The organism is Spirillospora sp. NPDC052242 (genome assembly GCF_040679555.1).
Lineage (GTDB): Bacteria > Actinomycetota > Actinomycetes > Streptosporangiales > Streptosporangiaceae > Spirillospora.
Window position 1 is genome coordinate 1 of record NZ_JBFAUZ010000052.1, and the last position, 17849, is coordinate 17849.

Consider the following 17849-nt stretch of genomic DNA (forward strand, 5'->3'; position numbering starts at 1 on the left):
GCGGTCACCGCGAGCACCAGCGCCGCGGTGACCGCCGCCGCCCGCGCGGCGATCTTCATGACCCCCGATCAAACGCCCCGGGGCGCCCTGGGCGATACGTCCCGGTCCACAGAAATCCCGGGCGGGCTTTGGTCATCGGGCACAGTATCGGCGCGAATCCGGCCGGACTCTTGCGTACCGACCGGTCGGTATGGTGTTCTCGGCGGGTGTTCGACGACTCCGCCGCCCCCGGCCCGGACGAGCGCGGGCCCGCGGGCTCCGGACCCGGCGGGTTCGGGACCGACGTGCCCGGCCTCGACCTGGACCGGTTCCGCGCCTTCTTCGACGGGGCCCGCCCGGGCGCCGTCACCGGCCCGCTGCGCGCCCGCGTCGTCGCGGGCGGCCGGTCCAACCTCACCTACGAGGTCACCGACGGCGCCGGCCGCTGGATCGTGCGCCGCCCGCCGCTCGGCCACGTGCTCGCCACCGCCCACGACATGTCCCGCGAGCACCGGGTGATGAGCGCGCTCGCGGGCGGCGGCGTGCCCGTCCCCGAGACGTACGCGCTCTGCGAGGACCCCGGCGTCATCGGCGCGCCGTTCTACGTGATGGAGAAGGTCGAGGGCACCCCGTACCGGGACGCCGCCGAGCTGGCGCCGCTCGGCCCCGCGCGCGCCGCGGCGATCGGGGAGCGGATGGTCGACACCCTCGCCGCGCTGCACCGCGTCGACCCGGACGAGGCGGGCCTCACCGGCTTCGGCCGTCCGGACGGCTTCCTTGAGCGGCAGGTGCGCCGCTGGAAGAAGCAGCTCGACGCGTCCCGCAGCCGCGACCTCCCGGACGCCGACGCGCTGCACGCGCGGCTGGCGGCGAACGTCCCCGCCCAGTCCCCGCCCGCCGTCGTCCACGGCGACTACCGGCTCGACAACCTCCTCGTGGACGCGGACGACCGCATCGCCGCCGTCCTCGACTGGGAGATGGCGACGCTCGGCGACCCCCTCACCGACCTGGCGCTCCTCCTCGTCTACATGCGGCGGCAGGCGCCCGAACCGGGGCGGGGCGACGCCATGCGCGCGCCCGGGTTCCCCTCGCCGGACGACGTCGCCGCCCGCTACGCCGAGCGGAGCGGCCGCGACCTCGCGGCGCTCGGCTTCTACGTCGGGCTGGCCTGCTTCAAGCTCGCGGTGATCTCCGAGGGCATCCACTACCGGTACCTGCACGGCCAGACGGTGGGGGAGGGCTTCGAGGCGATCGGCGCCGCCGTGGAGCCGCTGCTGAAGTCGGGGCTGGAGGCCCTGGAAGAACTGGGAGAAGAGTGATGATCCAGAGCACGATGCAGGACTTCCCGCTGTCGGTCGCCGCGATCCTGCGGCACGGGGCGCGGGTCTACGGCCGCAGCGAGTGCGTCACGTGGACCGGCGGAGGGACGCCGAAGCGGGCGACCTTCGCGGAGGTCGCCGCCAACGCCGAGCGGCTAGCGGCGGCCCTCACCCGGCTCGGCGTGCGCCCCGGCGACCGGGTCGCGACGTTCCAGTGGAACGACCAGGAGCACCTCGAGGCGTACTTCGCGGTGCCCGCGATGGGCGCCGTGCTGCACACCCTGAACATCCGGCTCTTCCCCGAGCAGCTCTCGCACATCATCAACCACGCCGACGACCAGGTCGTGATCGTCGACGACAGCCTGATCCCGCTGCTGGCCCGCGTCGTGCACGAACTCCCGGCCGTGGAGGCGTTCGTCGTGGTCGGCGACGGCGACGCGGCGCCGCTCGAGCGCAACGGCAACGGCGCGCCCGTGCTGCGCTACCACGACCTGCTCGCCGCCGAGGAGCCCGGCTTCGCGTGGCCCGACGTGGACGAGCGCGCCGCCGCGTCCATGTGCTACACCAGCGGCACCACCGGCGACCCCAAGGGCGTCGTGTACTCGCACCGCTCCACGTTCCTGCACGCGATGGCCGTCCAGTCGGCGTCGCTCGTCGGCATCACCGAGGCCGACCGGGTGCTGGCGATCGTCCCGATGTTCCACGTCAACGCGTGGGGGCTGCCGTACGGGGCGTTCCTGTCGGGCGCGACGCTGCACATGCCCGGGCCGTTCATGCAGGCCGAGCACCTGACGGCGTTCATCGAGGCCGAGCGCAGCACGCTCGCCTCGGCCGTCCCGACGATCTGGAACGCGATCCTCGCGCACGGCGAGCAGCGGGAACTCGACCTGTCGTCGCTGCGGGCCGGCACGTCCGGCGGCGCCGCCGCGCCGCGCGTCCTGCTGGAGCGCTTCGAGGAGCGCTACGGGCTGCGGATCATCCAGGGCTGGGGGATGACCGAGACCAGCCCGCTCGGCGGCATGGCGTTCCCGCCGCCCGGCGTCGAGCCCGGCACCGCGCAGGACGTCGACTGGCGGATGAAGTCGGGCCGCGTCGCCGCCGGCGTCGAGATGCGGATCGTGAACGACGCGGGCGACGAGCTGCCCTGGGACGGGACGAGCGTCGGCGAGATCGAGGTCCGCGGCCCGTGGATCACCGGCGCCTACCACCGGAACCCGGCGCCGGAGAAGTTCCACGACGGCTGGCTGCGCACCGGCGACATCGGCACGATCGACGACCGCGGCTTCTACCAGATCACCGACCGGGTCAAGGACGTCATCAAGTCCGGCGGCGAGTGGATCTCGTCCGTCGAGCTGGAGAACCACCTCATGGCGCACCCGGCGGTGGCGGAGGCCGCCGTCATCGGCATCCCGGACGCCCGCTGGGACGAGCGCCCGCTCGCCTGCGTCGTCCTGCGGCCCGACGCGGCCGCGACCGCCGCCGAGCTCGCCGCGTTCCTCGCCGACAAGGTCGCCCGCTGGCAGGTCCCCGAGAACTGGACGTTCATGGACGAGATTCCGAAGACCACGGTCGGGAAGTGGGACAAGAAGCCGCTGCGGGCGCGGTACGCCGAAGCGGAACTGAAGGTGGAGCGCGTCGAGAAGGGCTGACCGAAAGGGCTGAACCCCCCTCGGCGTCAGCTTCGCAGGCCGTTGAGGAACAGGTCGACGTAGTGCTCGCTGATCGCCGTCGTCTCCAGCCGCCCGCCCGGCCGGTACCACATGCCGAGCTGGTGGACGGTGCCGAAGAAGAAGTGCACGGCGATGTCGGCCGGGGGCGGCGCGCGGAACGATCCCTCGCGCTGCCCCTCCTCGACCAGCGCCCGGAACCGCTCGTGGTACCGGCGGCGCTCCGCCCGGACGGCCTCCCGCCGGTCGCGCCGCAGCAGGTGCGTCGACTGGAAGAACACGGTGAAGTCGTCCAGGTGCCGGAACGAGGTCTCCAGGACGTCGACGGCTGCGGCGCGCAGCCGCTCCGCGGCCGTGCCGGGCCCGTCGGCGATCCGCTCGAGCCTGCCCATCTGCAGCGCGAGCAGCCGGTGGTAGATCTCGTAGAGCAGGTCGTCCTTCGAGCCGAAGTAGTGGTACATCGCGCCCTTGGTGACGCCCGCCGCGGCCACGATCTCCTGCACCGAGGTGTCGGCGAACCCCTTCTCGGCGAACAGCCGGGTCGCCTCGGACAGGAGCCGGTCCGGGACGGACGCCTCCTCCGGGGCCCGCTCTGCCGACGCCCGCGTCACCGCTCCACCTCCGTCCGGCGGCCCCCGGCGGGCGCGCCGTTCCCGCGCCGCCCCGAGACCGGCCGACAGCCTACCGGCCGGGCGGGACGCCGCCGGACCGGCCGTGCCGCCGGACCGGTCACGCGCGGACGACCTCGGGACCGGCGGCGGCGAGGTCGGCGGCGAGGTCGGTGTCCAGCCCGGTGTCGGTGATCAGGACGTCCATGTCCGACACGTCGCCGAACCGCACCAGGTGATCGTGCCCGATCTTGGTGCGGTCGGCGAGCAGCACCCGCCGCCGCGACGAGGCGATCATCGCCCGCTTCACCGCGGCCTCCGCCTGGTCGGACGTGGTCAGGCCGCGCTCCACCGAGCAGCCGTTCGTCGCCATGAACGCCACGTCCACCCACAGGTCGGCGAGCGGCCGCAGCACCCAGTCGTCCACCGTGGCCAGCGTCCGCGGGCGCACCCGCCCGCCCAGGATGATCACCGTGAGGTTGGGGCGGGCGGCGAGCACGGCCGCGTGCGGCGGCGAGTTGACGATCACGGTCAGCTCGCGGTCGGTCGGCAGCAGCTGGACGAACCGGGCCGTGGTCGTCCCGGCGTCCACGATGATCGACCCCTCGGCGGGCAGCTCGGCCAGCGCGGCCTTCGCGATCCGCTGCTTCTCCTCGGTCAGCACCGCGTCCCGCGCGGCCAGCTCCGGTTCGAAGCCGAGGCGCTCGACCGGCATCGCGCCGCCGTGCACCCGCCGGATCGTCCCGGCCCGCTCCAGCACGGTCAGGTCGCGGCGGATCGTCTCGGTCGTCACCGAGAACTCCTCCGCGAGCGCGACGACGTCCACCCGTCCCTTCGAGCGGGCCAGGGCAAGGATCGCCTGCTGTCGTTCCTCGGCGTACATGCCCGCCATTGTCCCCGACGCCCCCGGCCCGCTCGACGTTCCCGCGGCGGCCCGGTCAGGGCGCCGCGCCGGCCGCGGGGCCGGGCTCCGCGTCCGGTTCCGCGTCGAGGTCGCGGGCGAGCAGCGCCGCCAGCTCGTCCAGGACGGCGTCGGCGCCCTCGCCGTCCGCCGACAGGACCACCTCGGCGCCCGGCCCGGCGCCCAGGGACAGCACCCCCAGCAGGCCCCCGGCCGGGACCGGGCCGCGCTCCCCGGTCCGGACGAACACCGGGACGGGCTGCCGCGCCGCCTCCTCCACGAAGATCTTCGCCGGCCGGGCGTGCAGCCCCTGCGCCGAGCCGAGGACCACGGTCCGTTCGGGCATCGCGTGCCCTCCTTCCGGTCAGGGTTCGATGGTCACCTTGATGGCGGCGCCCCGGGTGACGAGGTCGAGCGCCTCGTGCAGCTCGCCGAGGGGCACCCGGTGCGTGATGAGGTCGTCGACCGGGACCGCCCCGGAGGCGATCAGGTCCAGCGCGCGGGCGTTGTGGGCCGGGCTGGAGCCGTTCGCGCCGACGAGGCTCAGCTCCCGGTAATGCACCCGGTTCGCGTCGACGGAGATGACCGGCGCGTCCTTCGGCAGGCCGCCGAACAGGCTGACCCGCCCGCCGGGCGCCATCAGCCGCTGCGCCGTCTCCTGCGCCGCGCCCGACGCGGCCGCGGTGATCGCGACGTCGGCGCCGCGCCCGCCCGTCCGGTCCAGGATCTCGGTGACGACGTCGGACGAGCCCGCGTCGATCGCCGCGTCCGGCTTGACCACCGCCGCCGCCCGCTCCAGCCGCTCGGCGTTGACCTCGACGAGGAACACCCGCGCCGCGCCGCGCGCCCGCGCCACCCGCACGTGCAGGCACCCCACCGGCCCGGACCCGAACACCACCACGTCGTCGCCCTCGCCGACCCGCGCCAGCTCCTGCCCGTTGAGGACGCACGCGAGCGGCTCGGCCACCGACGCCTCGGCGAACGACACGCCGTCCGGGATGCGGTTCACCCCGTTCACCGCGAGCACCTTCGCCGGGACGATCATGTACTGGGCGAACGCGCCGTCGTAGTGGTAGCCCATCGACTCCTGCGCCGCGCACACCGTCATCCGGCCGCGCCGGCACTCGGCGCAGTCGCCGCACGGGATCGCGGCGATGACCTGGACGCGGTCGCCCGGCGCCCAGCCGTCCGCGCCGGGACCCGCCGCGACGACCTCCCCGGCGATCTCGTGCCCCATCACCCGCGGCGGGACGATGTGGTGGTGCCCGAACCGGGAGATCTTCACGTCCGTCCCGCAGGCGGAGCAGTTCCGCACGCGGATCTTCAGCTCGCCCGGGCCGGGCTCCGGCTCGGGCGCGTCCTCCAGGCGGATGTCGCCGGGGGCGTGGAAACGGGCTACCTTCATCCGGTCGGTTCCTGTTCTTCGAGTCGGTCGTCTTCGGTCGTTCCGCCCGCGCCCGCCGGGTCGAGCAGGCGCAGGACGTCTTCGGGGGCCGCGGCCTCGCGGAGCGCGCGGGCCCGGTCCGGGTCGAGCAGGACCTGGGCGAGTTCGGCCAGGATCCCGATGTGGCCGTCGCCGCGCGCCGCGATCGCGATGCACACGGTGACCTCCGGGCCGCCCCAGTCGACGCCGTCCGGGAACCGGACGACGGCGAGGGCGTCGCGGCGGACCAGGTCGCGGCCCGCCGCGGTCCCGTGCGGGATCGCCACGCCCTCCCCGAGGTGGGTGGAGATCGAGCGTTCCCGCTCGAGCATCGCGTCGACGTAGCCGGGCTCGACCGCGCCGGCGTCCACGAGCACCCGCCCGCACAGCCGCACGGCCTCGTCGCGGCCGGCGGCCCGCTCGTCCAGCCGGATCGCGGCCGGGTCCAGCAGCCGCGCCGCCGCGCCCGCGGCGGGCTCAGCCACCGACCTCACCGCCGTCCTTGATGGCCTTGACGAGCCGGTCGACGGCCGGGTCGCCGAGGTAGACGTCGAACGGGATCACCGGGGTGCCGTCGGCGGCGCCCCGGCGGGCCCGCGCGGCGAGGCCGCTGTGGCAGACGACCACGTCGGCGTCCGCGGGGATCGCGTCGACCGGGGTGTGCTCGACCGTCACGTCCTGCTTCTTCAGCGTCTTGCGGAGGTGGCCGGCGAGCATGACGCTGCTGCCCATCCCGGCGTCGCACGCGATCACGAGCTTGCGGACGTCCTTGCCGTTCATCGTGGGGTCCCTTCGGTGGGTCGGTCGGTCAGTGGTGCGGCGTCGTCCCCGGGAGCGGTCTCGTCACCGGCCCGCTCACCGATGCCGGCCGTGCTCTCGACGGCCTTCTTCTCCCCGGCCTCGTGCTCGGTGCCGTCCTCGGCCTCGCCGTCCTTCGCGGTCGTGCCGTCGGCGGTCGTGCCGTCGGCGCCGTCGCCGTCGCCGTCCGACTCGGCCAGCCGCCCGAAGCCGAGCAGGGCGGCGCCGACCCCGAACGAGACGGCGGCGGAGGCGAGCAGGCCGCCGTACACGCCGAACCAGTTCCCGGCGCCCCGGGGCGTCTGCGCCAGGTAGGCGAAGATGCTGCCGGGGGACGGCGACGCGACCAGCCCGGCGCCGGTCGCCGCGAAGATCGCCACACCGGTCATGCCGCCCGCGATCGCCGCGAGGATCATCCGCGGCTTCATCAGGATGTACGGGAAGTAGATCTCGTGGATGCCGCCGAAGAACTGGATGATCGCGGCGGCGGGAACGCTCGGGCGCAGCCGCTTCGGGCCGAAGAACAGGTACGCGAGCAGCACGCCGATGCCCGGACCGGGGTTCGACTCGATCATGAACAGGACGGACTTGCCGGTCTCGGTCGCCTGCTGGATGCCGAGCGGGGTGAGCACGCCGTGGTTCACGGCGTTGTTGAGGAACAGCACCTTCGCGGGCTCGACCAGCAGCGACGTCAGCGGCAGCAGGTTGTGCTCGACGAGCCAGCCGACGACCTCCCCGGCCCAGTCGGACACGGTGCTCATCACCGGTCCGATCACGGCGCGCCCGGCGACCGCCATCGCGGCGCCGATGATCCCGGCGGAGAAGTTGTCCACCAGCATCTCGAAGCCGGTGCGGACGCGGTCCTGCACGAGGTCGTCGAACAGCTTCAGCAGGTACGCGGCGAGCGGGCCGATGATCATCGCGCCGAGGAACATCGGCTGCTCCGCGCCGACGGCGATGCCGACGGTGGCGACGGCGCCCACCACGGCGCCGCGCTGCCCGTGCACCATCCGGCCGCCGGTGTAGCCGATCAGCACCGGCAGCAGCATCTTGATCATCGGGTCGACGAGCTCGGCCAGGTCCTCGTTCGGCAGCCAGCCGGTCGGGATGAACAGCGCGGTGATCAGGCCCCAGGCGATGAACGCGCCGATGTTGGGCATCACCATCCCGGCCAGCTTGCCGCCGAACCGCTGGACGGTCGCGCGGAGCCCGCTGCCCGCGGGCTCGGGGGTGTAGGCGGTGGCCATCGCGGCCTCCTGTCGTTCGGGGGTGGGGTGGTCCCGGGCGGCCCGGGAGGGGGGTCAGGTGAGGAGGGGACGGGCCAGGTCGGGGCGCGGATGGATGCGGACGATGTCGCGGCGGATGTCGCGCGCCCCCGGCATCCGGCTGGCGGGCAGCCGGACCGCGGCGGCGCCCCAGGCCAGGCCCTCGGCGAGGGCGCGCTCGCCGCGCGCGCCCGCGGCGAGGAACCCGGCGAGCAGGGCGTCGCCGGCGCCGACCGTGCTGCGCGGCCGCGCCACCGGGGCGTCGCCGCTGACCACGCCGTCGTCGTCGACCAGCACGGCCCCCTCCGCGCCGAGGCTGACGAGCACGCCGCGCGCGCCCTGCGCGCGCAGCTCGCCCGCCGCCTCGACGGCGTCGGCGACCGTGCCGACCGGGCCGCCGACGGCCTCGGCGAGCTCCTCCAGGTTCGGCTTGACGAGGTCGGGGCCGGCGGCGACCGCCGCGCGCAGCGCGGGGCCGCTGGTGTCGACCGCGACCCGGACGCCGTCCGCCGCGAACCGGCGGCACAGCGCGGCGTAGGCGGTGTCGGGGACGCCCGGGGGGAGGCTCCCGCAGCAGACCACCCAGCCGGCCCCGCCCGCCGCCGCGGCCTCGACGGCACCGGTGACCTCGTCCAGCTCCGCGGGGGACAGCGGGCCGCCCGGCTCGTTGAGCTTGGTGACGACGCCGTCGGGCTCGACGACGGTGACGTTGGAGCGGGTGCGCCCGGCGACCCGGACCGCCCGGGCCGGGAGCCCCTCGGCCCGCAGCAGCCGCCGCAGCTGCTCGCCGTCGGCGCCGCCCACCGCGAGCACGGCGGTGGAGTCCGCGCCGTTGGCCAGCAGCGCCCGGGAGACGTTGACGCCCTTGCCGCCCGGGTCGAGGCGCGCCGAACGGGCCCGGATCACCGCGCCGCGCGTCAGCACGTCCACCTCGATCGTCCGGTCGAGGCTCGGGTTGAGCGTCAGCGTGACGATCATGCGCGGCCCGTTCCCGAAAGCATGTTGGTTTCCTCCTGTTTAAGCTTGGTCACTTGTATTTATGCCTCACTTGTGTCCGAGTCAAGGGGGCAGAGCCGGTTTTTCGCAGAAAAACCCACATCTGGCCCGGCCCCTCCCGGTCGCCGCTCGGCCGTGGACTCACCGCGCAACCGGGGAAGGATGAGCGGTGAGGGGGCAGGCGGCCGATCCGGGGAGGACGGCGTGGCACGACACGGGCGCGCGGCGCCGGCGGCGCGGGAGATCGCCGTCGGGCTGCTCGTCCTCGCCGTGTACGTGCTGGCCACGCACGCGTTCGCCGGGGACCGCGCGGCCGCCGACGCGAACGGGCGGTTCCTGCTCGACGTCGAGCGCCGGACCGGGCTGGACGTCGAGCGCTCCCTCAACGACGCCCTGGCGCGGCACGAACCGCTCGGCGCCCTCGCCGCGTGGGAGTACGCCACCACCTACGTCATCGGCACGTTCGGGTTCCTCGGGTACCTGTGGTGGCGGCGGAGCCCCGCGTACCCGTGGGCGCGCAACACGCTGATCTGGATGACGCTGATCGCCATCGCGTGCTTCGCGCTGTGGCCGGTCACCCCGCCGCGCCTGCTGCCCGGCGGCGGCTACACCGACATCATCGCGCTGCACCATCCGCCCGCCACCTGGGGGACGGGCGTGGTCTCGGCGGGCGCCAACCCCTACGCGGCCATGCCGAGCCTGCACATCGGGTGGATCGCGTGGATCGGCGCCGCCGCCGTCCGCGCCCGCTGCGGGCCCGCGTTGCTGTGGTTCTGCGTCCTGCACCTGGCGGTGACGAGCGTGGTCATCGTGGCGACCGCCGCCCATTACGTCATCGACATCCCCGGCGGGCTGCTGCTGGTCCCGGCCGCCGCGGCCGCCGAGTGGCTGCGCGCCCGGCTGTGGCGCCGCCGCCGCCACCGGACGGACGCCGGCGGCGCCGGGCGGGCGCAGCGGGTGGCGGCGCCCGACGCGTTCTTCCTGTACGTCGAGGACGGCGGCGTCCCGCAGGTCGTCGGCGGGGTCGCCGAGTTCGCCGGGCCCGGCCCGCCGCTGGAGCGGGTCCGCGCCCTGATGGCCGAACGGCTGCCCCGGCTGCCCCGCCTCACCCAGCGCGTCGCCCCGGCCGGGCTCCTGCGCCGCCCGCGGTGGGTGCCGGTCGACGAGGTCGATCTCGACCGGCACGTCGTCGAGATCGATGCGCCCGCCGTCCCGTCCGCCGGGCGGGACGGCCGCCGCGCCCTGGACGAGGCGGTGGCGCGGCTGGCCGCGGCCCCGCTGGACCGCGACCGGCCGCTGTGGCGGTTCTGCCTCGTCCGGGGCGGGCCCGGCGGCCGGGACGCGGCCGTGATCGTCATGCATCACGCGATCGCCGACGGGATCGGCGTCGTCGACATCCTGCGCGGCATCCTCGAGCCGCCGCTGCCCGAGGCGGACGTCCCGCGCGGCCCCGGGCGGCTCGTGCGCGCCGCCGCCGTCGTCCCGGGGCTCGTCGCGCTCGCCCGCGACGGCGCCGCGCCCGCCGTCGCGATCACCGGGCCGCTCGGCGCCCGCCGCCGGTACGGCACCGCGACGCTCCCGCTCGACCGCGTCCGCGCCGCCGCCCGCGCCGCCGGGGTGCGGGTCACCGACCTGCTCCTCGCGCTGGTCGGGGAGGTCGTCGCCGGGGTCCTCGCCGGGCGCGGCGAAGCGGCGGACGGGCGGGCGCCGCGCGCGGCTGCGCCTCCGACGCTGCGCGCGGCGGTGCCCGTCACGCTGCGCGCCCCCGCCCCGCCGGGCCGCGGCCGCACCGCCGTCCCCGGCAACCTGACGGCCGCGTTGCGGCTGGACGTGCCGGTCGACCGCCGCCCGTTCCGGGACCGGCTCGCGGCCGTGCACCGCTCCGCCGAGCGGCGCCGCGCGTCCGGACGGGCGGTGGCGAGCACCGCCGTCCTGCGGCTCCTCGGCGCGCTGCCGCCGCCGCTGCACGCGCGCGCCGCCCGGGCCGTGTACCGCGCTCGGTTCTTCGGCGCGATCGTGTCGAACATGCCCGGCCCGGACGTCCCGATGTCGCTCGCCGGGGTGCCGCTCGGCGACGTCCACCCGATCCTGCCGCTGGCCGACGGGGTGCCCCTCGCGGTGGGGGCGCTCGGCTGGAACGGGGCGCTGCACGTCGCGGTGACCGCCGACCCGCGCCTCCTGCCCGAGGCGGACGGGTTCGCGGACGCCCTCGCCCGCGCCTTCGAGGAACTGGCCGCCGAGCCGGCCGGCGGGCGGGCCGAGGGGCCGAACGCGGGGAACGGCGCCCTGCCCGGGGCGAGCCCGCCCCGCAAGACGCCCATGTGATCACCGCCGAGCCCGGTCACCTCCCGAAACGCCGGAAATGTCGGTGCTGCCGGGAAGGATGAGGACATGACCGAGACACCGGCCCCCACGACCGAGATCGGCGACCAGGCCGCGTACGCCGCCGCCGTCCAGACCGCCGTCACCGCGTCCGCCGCCTACTACGGCGGCGGCGACTCGCCGCTGGACGACGACGCGTTCGACCGGCTCGTGCGCGGTATCGCCGCCTACGAGGCGGCGCACCCCGAGCACGTCCTGCCCGACTCGCCGACCGGCAAGGTCGCCGGGGGAGCGGTGGTCGGGGACGTGCCGCACACCGTCCCGATGCTGAGCCTGGACAACGTGTTCTCCGCCGACGACCTCGAGTCGTGGGCCGCCGGGGTCGCCCGCCGGATCGGCCGCGACGTCGAGGTCTGGAGCGTGGAGCCGAAGCTGGACGGCCTCGCCATCTCCGCCCGCTATTCCGGCGGACGGCTCGTCCAGCTGGTGACGCGGGGCGACGGGGCCGCCGGGGAGGACGTCTCGCACGGCAAGGGCATGATCGTGGGGCTGCCGGAGCGGCTCGCCGAGCCGGTCACCGTGGAGCTGCGCGGCGAGGTGCTGATGACCCGCGCGCAGTTCGAGGCCGGCAACGCGGCCCGCACCGGCGCCGGGGAGGCCGCGTTCGCCAACCCGCGCAGCGCCGCCGCCGGGTCGCTGCGCGCCAGGGACCGCGCCTACCAGGTCGAGATGACCTTCTTCGCCTACGGGGCGCTGCCCATGGACGGCACCGCGGACGAGACGGCGGAGCGCCTGCGGGAGCTGCCGCACAGCGGCGTCATGGAGCTGGTGGCCGGGCTCGGCGCGCACACCGTCGCCGCGACGCCCGTCCCGGGGGTGACGGCGGCGACGACCGAGGAGGTGCTGCGGCGGATCGAGGAGATCGCGGCGCTGCGCGCGGAACTCGACTTCGGCATCGACGGCATCGTGATCAAGGCGGACGCGGCCGCCGACCAGGCCGACGCGGGGCTCGGCTCCCGGGCGCCGCGCTGGGCCGTCGCGTACAAGCTCCCCGCCGTCGAGAAGATCACCCGGCTGATCGGCGTCGAGTGGAACGTCGGGCGCACCGGCGTCATCGCGCCCCGCGGGGAGCTGGAGGAGGTCGAGCTGGACGGCTCGCTCGTCAGGTACGCGACCCTGCACAACGCCGCCGACATCGAGCGGCGCGGGCTGCTGCTCGGCGACCACGTCACCGTCTACAAGGCCGGGGACGTGATCCCCCGCGTGGAGGCGCCGGTGGTGCACCTGCGCACCGGCGACGAGAAGCCGATCGAGGTCCCCGAGGTCTGCCCGCGCTGCGGCGACGATATCGACCGCTCGCAGCAGCGCTGGCGCTGCGTGCGCGGCCGCGACTGCCACGCCGTCGCGTCCGTCCGCTACGCCGCCGGCCGGGACGCGCTCGACATCGAGGGCCTCGCCGGGAGCCGCATCGACCAGCTCGTCGAGGCGGGGCTCATCGCCGACTTCGCCGACCTGTTCACCCTCACCCGCGAGCAGATCATCGGGCTGGACCGGATGGGCGAGACGAGCACCGCGAACCTGCTCGCCGCGATCGAGGCCGCCAAGGCCAAGCCGCTCAGCAAGGTGTTCTGCGCGCTCGGCGTGTACAAGACCGGCCGCTCCCTGTCCCGGCGCATCGCCCGGCACTTCGGCACCATGGACGCGATCCGCGCCGCCGACGCCGAGGCGTTCCAGGAGGTCGACGGCATCGGGGCGGACAAGGCCGCGGTGTGCGTCGAGGAGGTCGCCACGCTCGCGCCGCTGATCGACAAGCTCGTCGCCGCGGGCGTCAACATGACCGAGCCCGGCGCGCCCGGCCGTCCCGCCGCGCCGTCCGAGGACGGGACGGGCGAGCCGGCGGAGCCCCCGGCGGACCTCCCGCTGGCCGGGCTGTCGGTGGTCGCGACCGGCGCGATGTCCGGCCCGCTCGACGGGCTGTCCCGCACCGAGGTCAACGACCTCATCGAACGCGCCGGGGGACGGGCGTCCTCGTCGGTGTCGGCGAAGACGTCGCTGCTCGTCGCCGGGGAGAAGGCCGGGTCCAAGCGGGCCAAGGCGGAGAAGCTCGGCGTCGAGATCGTCACCCCCGAGGAGTTCGCCGCCCGCGTCGCCGCGTTCCTCTGACGGCCGTCAGCCGGTTCCGCCGGACCGGACGAGCCAGCTGAGCAGCAGCATCACGTCCAGCCGGCCGTCGAGCTCGGTGAACCGGCCGCCGGTCAGCTCGTGGATGCGGCGCAGCCGGTACCGGACGGTCTGCTCGTGGATGTGCAGCCGCTCGGCCGCGACGACGGCGTTGTCACCGGACTGCAGGTACGTCAGCAGCGTCTCGGCCAGCGGCTGCCGCCGCGTGCGGGGCAGCTCCAGCAGCGGCCCGAGGACGGCGCCCGCGGTCGCGCCGACGAGCTCCTCGGCCGCGAGCGTCGCCAGCGACGACACGTGCTCGGCGCAGCGGACCGGCTCGCCGCGCGGCAGCATCCCCCGCTCGATCAGCGTCAGCGCGTGCCGCGCCCACCGCAGCGACACCGCGCCCTGCGCGACGGGCACCGTCGGGCCGATCGCGGCGGTGCCGAGCCGGCGCAGCGCGGGCCACAGCCGCTCCTGCCCGGGGCCGTCCGGGTCGGGCACCACCAGGAACGGGATGGGCGCGTCCCAGTCGGCCAGCACCGACGGCGGCAGGATCCGGGCCCCGGCGGGCGCGCCCGCCGGGAGGGCGATCAGGCCGATGCTCTTCGGCAGGTCCCAGCGCGCCGCGACCGCCAGCTCGGCGATCGCCTCGTGCCCGGGGGACGGCTCGATGATCAGCATGTCGCGGAGCCGTTCGCGGCGCCGCTCCCGCGCGGTCGCCAGCTGGCCCTGCTCGCGCGCGTACCCCTGCGCGGCGGCGTCGGCGATCCGGGAGACCAGCATGAACAGCGAGTCGGTGAGGCGGCCCAGCGTCTCCCGCGACCAGCCGAGCCGGTAGGCGTCCATGATGAACCGCTGGCACGCGACCTGGCAGCTCACCCGCATCGCCGTCTGCAGCGCGTCCAGGCCGCGGCCCTGCCGGGCCTCGAGTTCGCCGAGCCGCATGTACAGCTCGGTGAGCTTGCGGGGGTCGGCGTCGGGATGGTCGACCGAGTCGACGAAGAACGCGACCGCGTCGCGGACCGCGCGCTCGATCCGCTCGGCGTACTCGCCGTCGTCGCCGGAGTACTCGGGGACCTGCTCGCGGATCTCCCGCTCCATCTCCCGGACGGCCTCCTGCACGTGCTGGCGCAGCATGCCGGGCAGTTCGTCGGGCAGGGAACCGACCACGAAGACCTCCCTCCGGGGACGGCCTCACCTTAGGCGGCCGGGGTGATCGCTGTCACGCCGGGGGCCGCGTCAGCCGTTTGCCCAGCCGTTGCGCGGGCTTTTCCACGTACCGGTACGCGAGCGCGGCCGACCCGAGTACGCCTGCCACCAGCACGGCGCCCCAGCCGAGCCGCTCCGCCGCCGGCAGCGAGTCCGGATCCCCGCCGGAGGCCGACCAGACCGCCTGGATCACCAGCGGGTGGAGCAGGTACAGCGAGTAGCTGACGAGGCCCGACCAGACGAGCGCCCGCGGCATCGTCCGGTGCCGCAGGGCGAGGCCCGCGAGGAACGTCAGCCAGGCCGCCGCGACCGCCAGCGACCAGTCGAGGCCGAGCGACTCCGGGTATCCGTGCTGCGACCAGGTGGGCGGCGGCCGCAGACCCGCGAGCAGCGTCAGCACCGGCACCACCGCGATCATCGCGGCGGCGGGCCACGCCCGCAGCCGGCCGTCCTGCAGCCCGCGGACGGCCGTGCCGGCGAACATCGTCGCGATGATGCACAGGCTCTCGACCCCGCCGATGCGGCTGTTGAGCACCAGCAGCGTCAGCGCCAGCGTCGCCACCACCGCGACGCCGATCCGCCGGACCGTCGGGCCGCCGAACAGCGCCGCGAGCCCGGCCGCGAGGACGATCGCGGCGACGAGCGTCGTGCCGTCCGGCCAGCGGGCCGCCAGCATCTGCTGCGGCAGCACCACGCCGAGCAGGGCCGCCGCGACCCCGAACCCGAGCGCGACCCGCGCGCTGGCCCGCTTCACCCCGGCGACGAACATCGCCGTCACCAGCAGGTAGAAGATCATCTCGTACGACAGTGTCCAGAACACGTTGACGACGTTCGGCACGCCGAGGAGGTCCTGCAGCATCGTCAGGTGCGCCAGCGCCGCCGTCCACGGCCGGTCGCCGAGCGCTGCGGGCAGGCCGTAGCCCAGCCCCGCCACGGCGAGCGCCAGCGCGAGCGCCACCGACACCGCCCACGCCGGGTACAGGCGGAAGAACCGCCCGACCCAGAACGCGCGGACGCTGCCGCGCCGCTCCAGCGAGAACGGCACCACGTAGCCGCTGACGAGGAAGAAGACGAAGACGCCGTAGCGTCCGAAGTCGAACCAGGGACTCGCGGTGGCGCGGACCTCGGGCAGCAGCACGTCGAGCGAGTGCTCGAAGACCACGACCAGGGCGGCGATCCCGCGCAGGGCGTCCAGCCAGCCCATCCGCGGCCGGCTCGCCGCGGGCGCGTCGATCCGAGTGTCCGGTGGGGTCAGAGTGTTCGCCGGCATCCCGGCCACCCTAGGGGCCCTTCCCCGGTGCTCCGCCCAGTGCCCCCTGAACGTCCGCTGAACGCCAGGTCGTCGCCCTTGCGGCGTGTCGCCGCCCGGTTCATGCCGAGATCGGGCGATCAGTGGCGGAACGTCCCCTGTCCGGTGCCGCCGGGGAGGACGCCCACCGCCGCGTACAGGAGGGGCGGGCCGGCCGGAAGGTGCGGCCGGTCGGGACGCCACGCCGCCGCGGGGGTCACGCCGGGCGGCAGCGGCGCGAACGGTCCGAGCAGCCTCCCGACCTCCCCGGCGCCGCGCGGATGCAGCGGGACGCCCGCGTCCCGGTACAGCCGCACCGCCTCGGCCGTCGCGGCGGGCGCGAAGTCGCCGGTGGCGTGCGCGACGACCAGCGCGCTGCCCGGCGCGGCCGCCGCCGCCAGCGCGGCGACGGGCCCGTGCGGGTCGGGCAGGAAGTGCAGGACGGACGAGAACACGAGCGCGACCGGCTCGGCGGGGTCGATCAGCCGCCGCACCTCCGCGCTGGCCAGGATCGCCGCCGGGTCGCGCAGGTCCGCCCGCAGCGCCGCGACGCCGTCGGCGGCGAGCCGGGCGCGGGCGTGCGCGATGACCAGCGGATCGCCGTCGACGTACACCACGCGGGGGCCGTGGACGTACCGGGCCGCCATCTGGTGCAGGTTGTCGTCGGTGGGCAGGCCGCAGCCGAGGTCGAGGAACTGCCGGACGCCGCGCGCGGCGAGCGTCCGGACGGCGCGGGCGACGAACGCGCGGCCGTCCCGGGCCGCCGCGGCCGCGCCCGGCAGCACGTCGAGCAGCCGGTCGGCGAGGTCGCGGTCGGCGGCGTAGTTGTCCTTGCCGCCGAGCAGGCGGTCCTGGACCCGGGCGAGGCCCGGGCGCCGCAGGTCGGGCGCGGGACGCGGCCCGCGCTCCGGTGGTGGTCCGAGCGCGGCGGCGGGCGCCCGCCCGTCCGCGGGCCCCCGGCCGGGGGTCCGTCCGCTCGTGGCCGTCCCTGGCATCACCTGTCGCCTTCCTCTGGGGAGCAAGTGCGGTGGCTGCCATCGACGGTAGAACGCCCCAGGCGGATCGCGCGGGGCCGGGTGTCCGGGCGGACCGAAACGCTCGCGGAGAGTGACCGGATCGGGTCACGCGCGTTTCGGCGGCGGCGCGGCGGGCCGGGCGGGGCGAGCGCGCCGCCGCAGGAAGAGGCGGTCGCGGGGGAGGGCGGGAGTGATCCGGGCGAGAGGGAGAGCGTTCCGCCGGATTGGCCGCTTCCGGCCATGACAGCGAGTTGACGGCCGGTGTGAAGGCTTGTCGGTATCCGCCGACCTACGGGGGTGCCGTATGGCGCATCTCGCCATACGAACCGTGGGGCGGTGTTCTCGGCGCGTTGTCAGCGGCGGCGGCGCCCGCGGCCGTCCTCGGCGGTCCGGGTCAGCTCCTCGAGCACGAGTGTCGCGCCGATCCCGGCCAGCCACGTGTCCTTCGCAAGCGGGATGCCGTCCTGGGTCGGCCGGATGCTCCCCTTCTCGTGCATCCCGGGCAGCCGCAGGTAGAGGCCGGTGAGGCCGCCCGCGAACGCGGTGAGCGCGGCGCCCGCGAGCACGGTCGGGACGAACGGCGCCATCAGCGCGCCGCCGAGGGCCGCCTCGGCCGTCCCGAGCATCCGGGTGAACTGCTGCGGGTCCTTCGACGCCAGGAAGGGGTACGCCGTCTTCGCCGTGCCGTGGATGTAGTCCGCGGTCCCCGGGTCGCCCTTCAGCTTCGACAGCCCCGAGTTCAAGATGAACGCGCCCACGACCAGGCGGGCGGGCATCTGGTGCGCGCGAGCAAGAAAACGCATCGTTCCCCACAAGGATCGGGTGAAGTCCGGGCGCAACCCTTCATTCCCGCCGATTCCCACGCGCACCCGTGGGCGCGGTCAATTCTCGGCAT

Annotated in this window: 16 protein-coding genes; 4 read left to right on the forward strand and 12 right to left on the reverse strand. The window is 75.4% G+C overall.

The genetic code is table 11. From position 1 onward, the window contains the following. The first annotated feature begins 284 nt into the window (after positions 1 to 284). Positions 285 to 1298 (forward strand): phosphotransferase family protein, encoded by a 1014-nt coding sequence (locus tag AB0L25_RS32970; protein WP_500176724.1) that lies wholly within the window; start codon positions 285 to 287, stop codon positions 1296 to 1298. Beyond that, the gene (locus tag AB0L25_RS32975) at positions 1298 to 2947 is read left to right on the forward strand and encodes a long-chain fatty acid--CoA ligase (protein ID WP_500176666.1); all 1650 of its coding nucleotides are present in this window, start codon (positions 1298 to 1300) and stop codon (positions 2945 to 2947) included. Before AB0L25_RS32970 ends, AB0L25_RS32975 begins: the two co-directional genes overlap by 1 nt. A gap of 26 nt (positions 2948 to 2973) precedes the next feature. Here the strand turns inward: AB0L25_RS32975 and AB0L25_RS32980 are convergent, their stop codons facing one another. From AB0L25_RS32980 to pfkB, 8 genes are all read right to left on the reverse strand, one after another. Next, complete coding sequence (locus AB0L25_RS32980) at positions 2974 to 3576, reverse strand: TetR/AcrR family transcriptional regulator (RefSeq protein WP_500176667.1); 603 nt, start codon at positions 3574 to 3576, stop codon at positions 2974 to 2976. Positions 3577 to 3694: 118 nt separating this feature from the next. Beyond that, positions 3695 to 4456: a DeoR/GlpR family DNA-binding transcription regulator gene (locus tag AB0L25_RS32985; RefSeq protein WP_500176668.1), complete on the reverse strand. Its 762-nt coding sequence runs from the start codon at positions 4454 to 4456 to the stop codon at positions 3695 to 3697. A gap of 55 nt (positions 4457 to 4511) precedes the next feature. Further along, positions 4512 to 4820, reverse strand: coding sequence for an HPr family phosphocarrier protein (locus AB0L25_RS32990; protein WP_500176669.1), 309 nt, complete (start codon positions 4818 to 4820; stop codon positions 4512 to 4514). 18 nt (positions 4821 to 4838) lie between these two features. Further along, complete coding sequence (locus AB0L25_RS32995; protein ID WP_500176670.1) at positions 4839 to 5879, reverse strand: zinc-dependent dehydrogenase; 1041 nt, start codon at positions 5877 to 5879, stop codon at positions 4839 to 4841. Further along, complete coding sequence (locus tag AB0L25_RS33000) at positions 5876 to 6382, reverse strand: PTS mannitol transporter subunit IIA (protein ID WP_500176671.1); 507 nt, start codon at positions 6380 to 6382, stop codon at positions 5876 to 5878. Before AB0L25_RS33000 ends, AB0L25_RS32995 begins: the two co-directional genes overlap by 4 nt. Continuing rightward, positions 6375 to 6677: a PTS lactose transporter subunit IIB gene (locus tag AB0L25_RS33005; protein WP_500176672.1), complete on the reverse strand. Its 303-nt coding sequence runs from the start codon at positions 6675 to 6677 to the stop codon at positions 6375 to 6377. Before AB0L25_RS33005 ends, AB0L25_RS33000 begins: the two co-directional genes overlap by 8 nt. Then, positions 6674 to 7942: a mannitol-specific PTS transporter subunit IIC gene (mtlA, locus tag AB0L25_RS33010; RefSeq protein WP_500176673.1), complete on the reverse strand. Its 1269-nt coding sequence runs from the start codon at positions 7940 to 7942 to the stop codon at positions 6674 to 6676. The genes AB0L25_RS33005 and mtlA overlap by 4 nt, the downstream gene beginning before the upstream one ends. A gap of 54 nt (positions 7943 to 7996) precedes the next feature. After that, positions 7997 to 8938, reverse strand: a complete 942-nt coding sequence (gene pfkB / locus AB0L25_RS33015) for a 1-phosphofructokinase (RefSeq protein WP_500176674.1) — start codon at positions 8936 to 8938, stop codon at positions 7997 to 7999. A 222-nt stretch (positions 8939 to 9160) separates the two neighbouring features. Between pfkB and AB0L25_RS33020 the strand changes: the two genes are divergently transcribed. After that, complete coding sequence (locus AB0L25_RS33020) at positions 9161 to 11281, forward strand: bifunctional phosphatase PAP2/O-acyltransferase family protein (RefSeq protein WP_500176675.1); 2121 nt, start codon at positions 9161 to 9163, stop codon at positions 11279 to 11281. 66 nt (positions 11282 to 11347) lie between these two features. Beyond that, positions 11348 to 13441 (forward strand): NAD-dependent DNA ligase LigA, encoded by a 2094-nt coding sequence (gene ligA, locus AB0L25_RS33025; protein WP_500176676.1) that lies wholly within the window; start codon positions 11348 to 11350, stop codon positions 13439 to 13441. Positions 13442 to 13447: 6 nt separating this feature from the next. Here the strand turns inward: ligA and AB0L25_RS33030 are convergent, their stop codons facing one another. From AB0L25_RS33030 to AB0L25_RS33045, 4 genes are all read right to left on the reverse strand, one after another. Beyond that, positions 13448 to 14611: a PucR-like N-terminal domain-containing protein gene (locus AB0L25_RS33030; RefSeq protein ID WP_500176677.1), complete on the reverse strand. Its 1164-nt coding sequence runs from the start codon at positions 14609 to 14611 to the stop codon at positions 13448 to 13450. 52 nt (positions 14612 to 14663) lie between these two features. Then, positions 14664 to 15920, reverse strand: coding sequence for an acyltransferase family protein (locus AB0L25_RS33035; RefSeq protein WP_500176678.1), 1257 nt, complete (start codon positions 15918 to 15920; stop codon positions 14664 to 14666). 119 nt (positions 15921 to 16039) lie between these two features. Continuing rightward, positions 16040 to 16933, reverse strand: a complete 894-nt coding sequence (locus AB0L25_RS33040) for an SAM-dependent methyltransferase (protein ID WP_500176679.1) — start codon at positions 16931 to 16933, stop codon at positions 16040 to 16042. 374 nt (positions 16934 to 17307) lie between these two features. Further along, positions 17308 to 17757, reverse strand: coding sequence for a hypothetical protein (locus AB0L25_RS33045; protein WP_500176680.1), 450 nt, complete (start codon positions 17755 to 17757; stop codon positions 17308 to 17310). Positions 17758 to 17849: the final 92 nt, after the last annotated feature.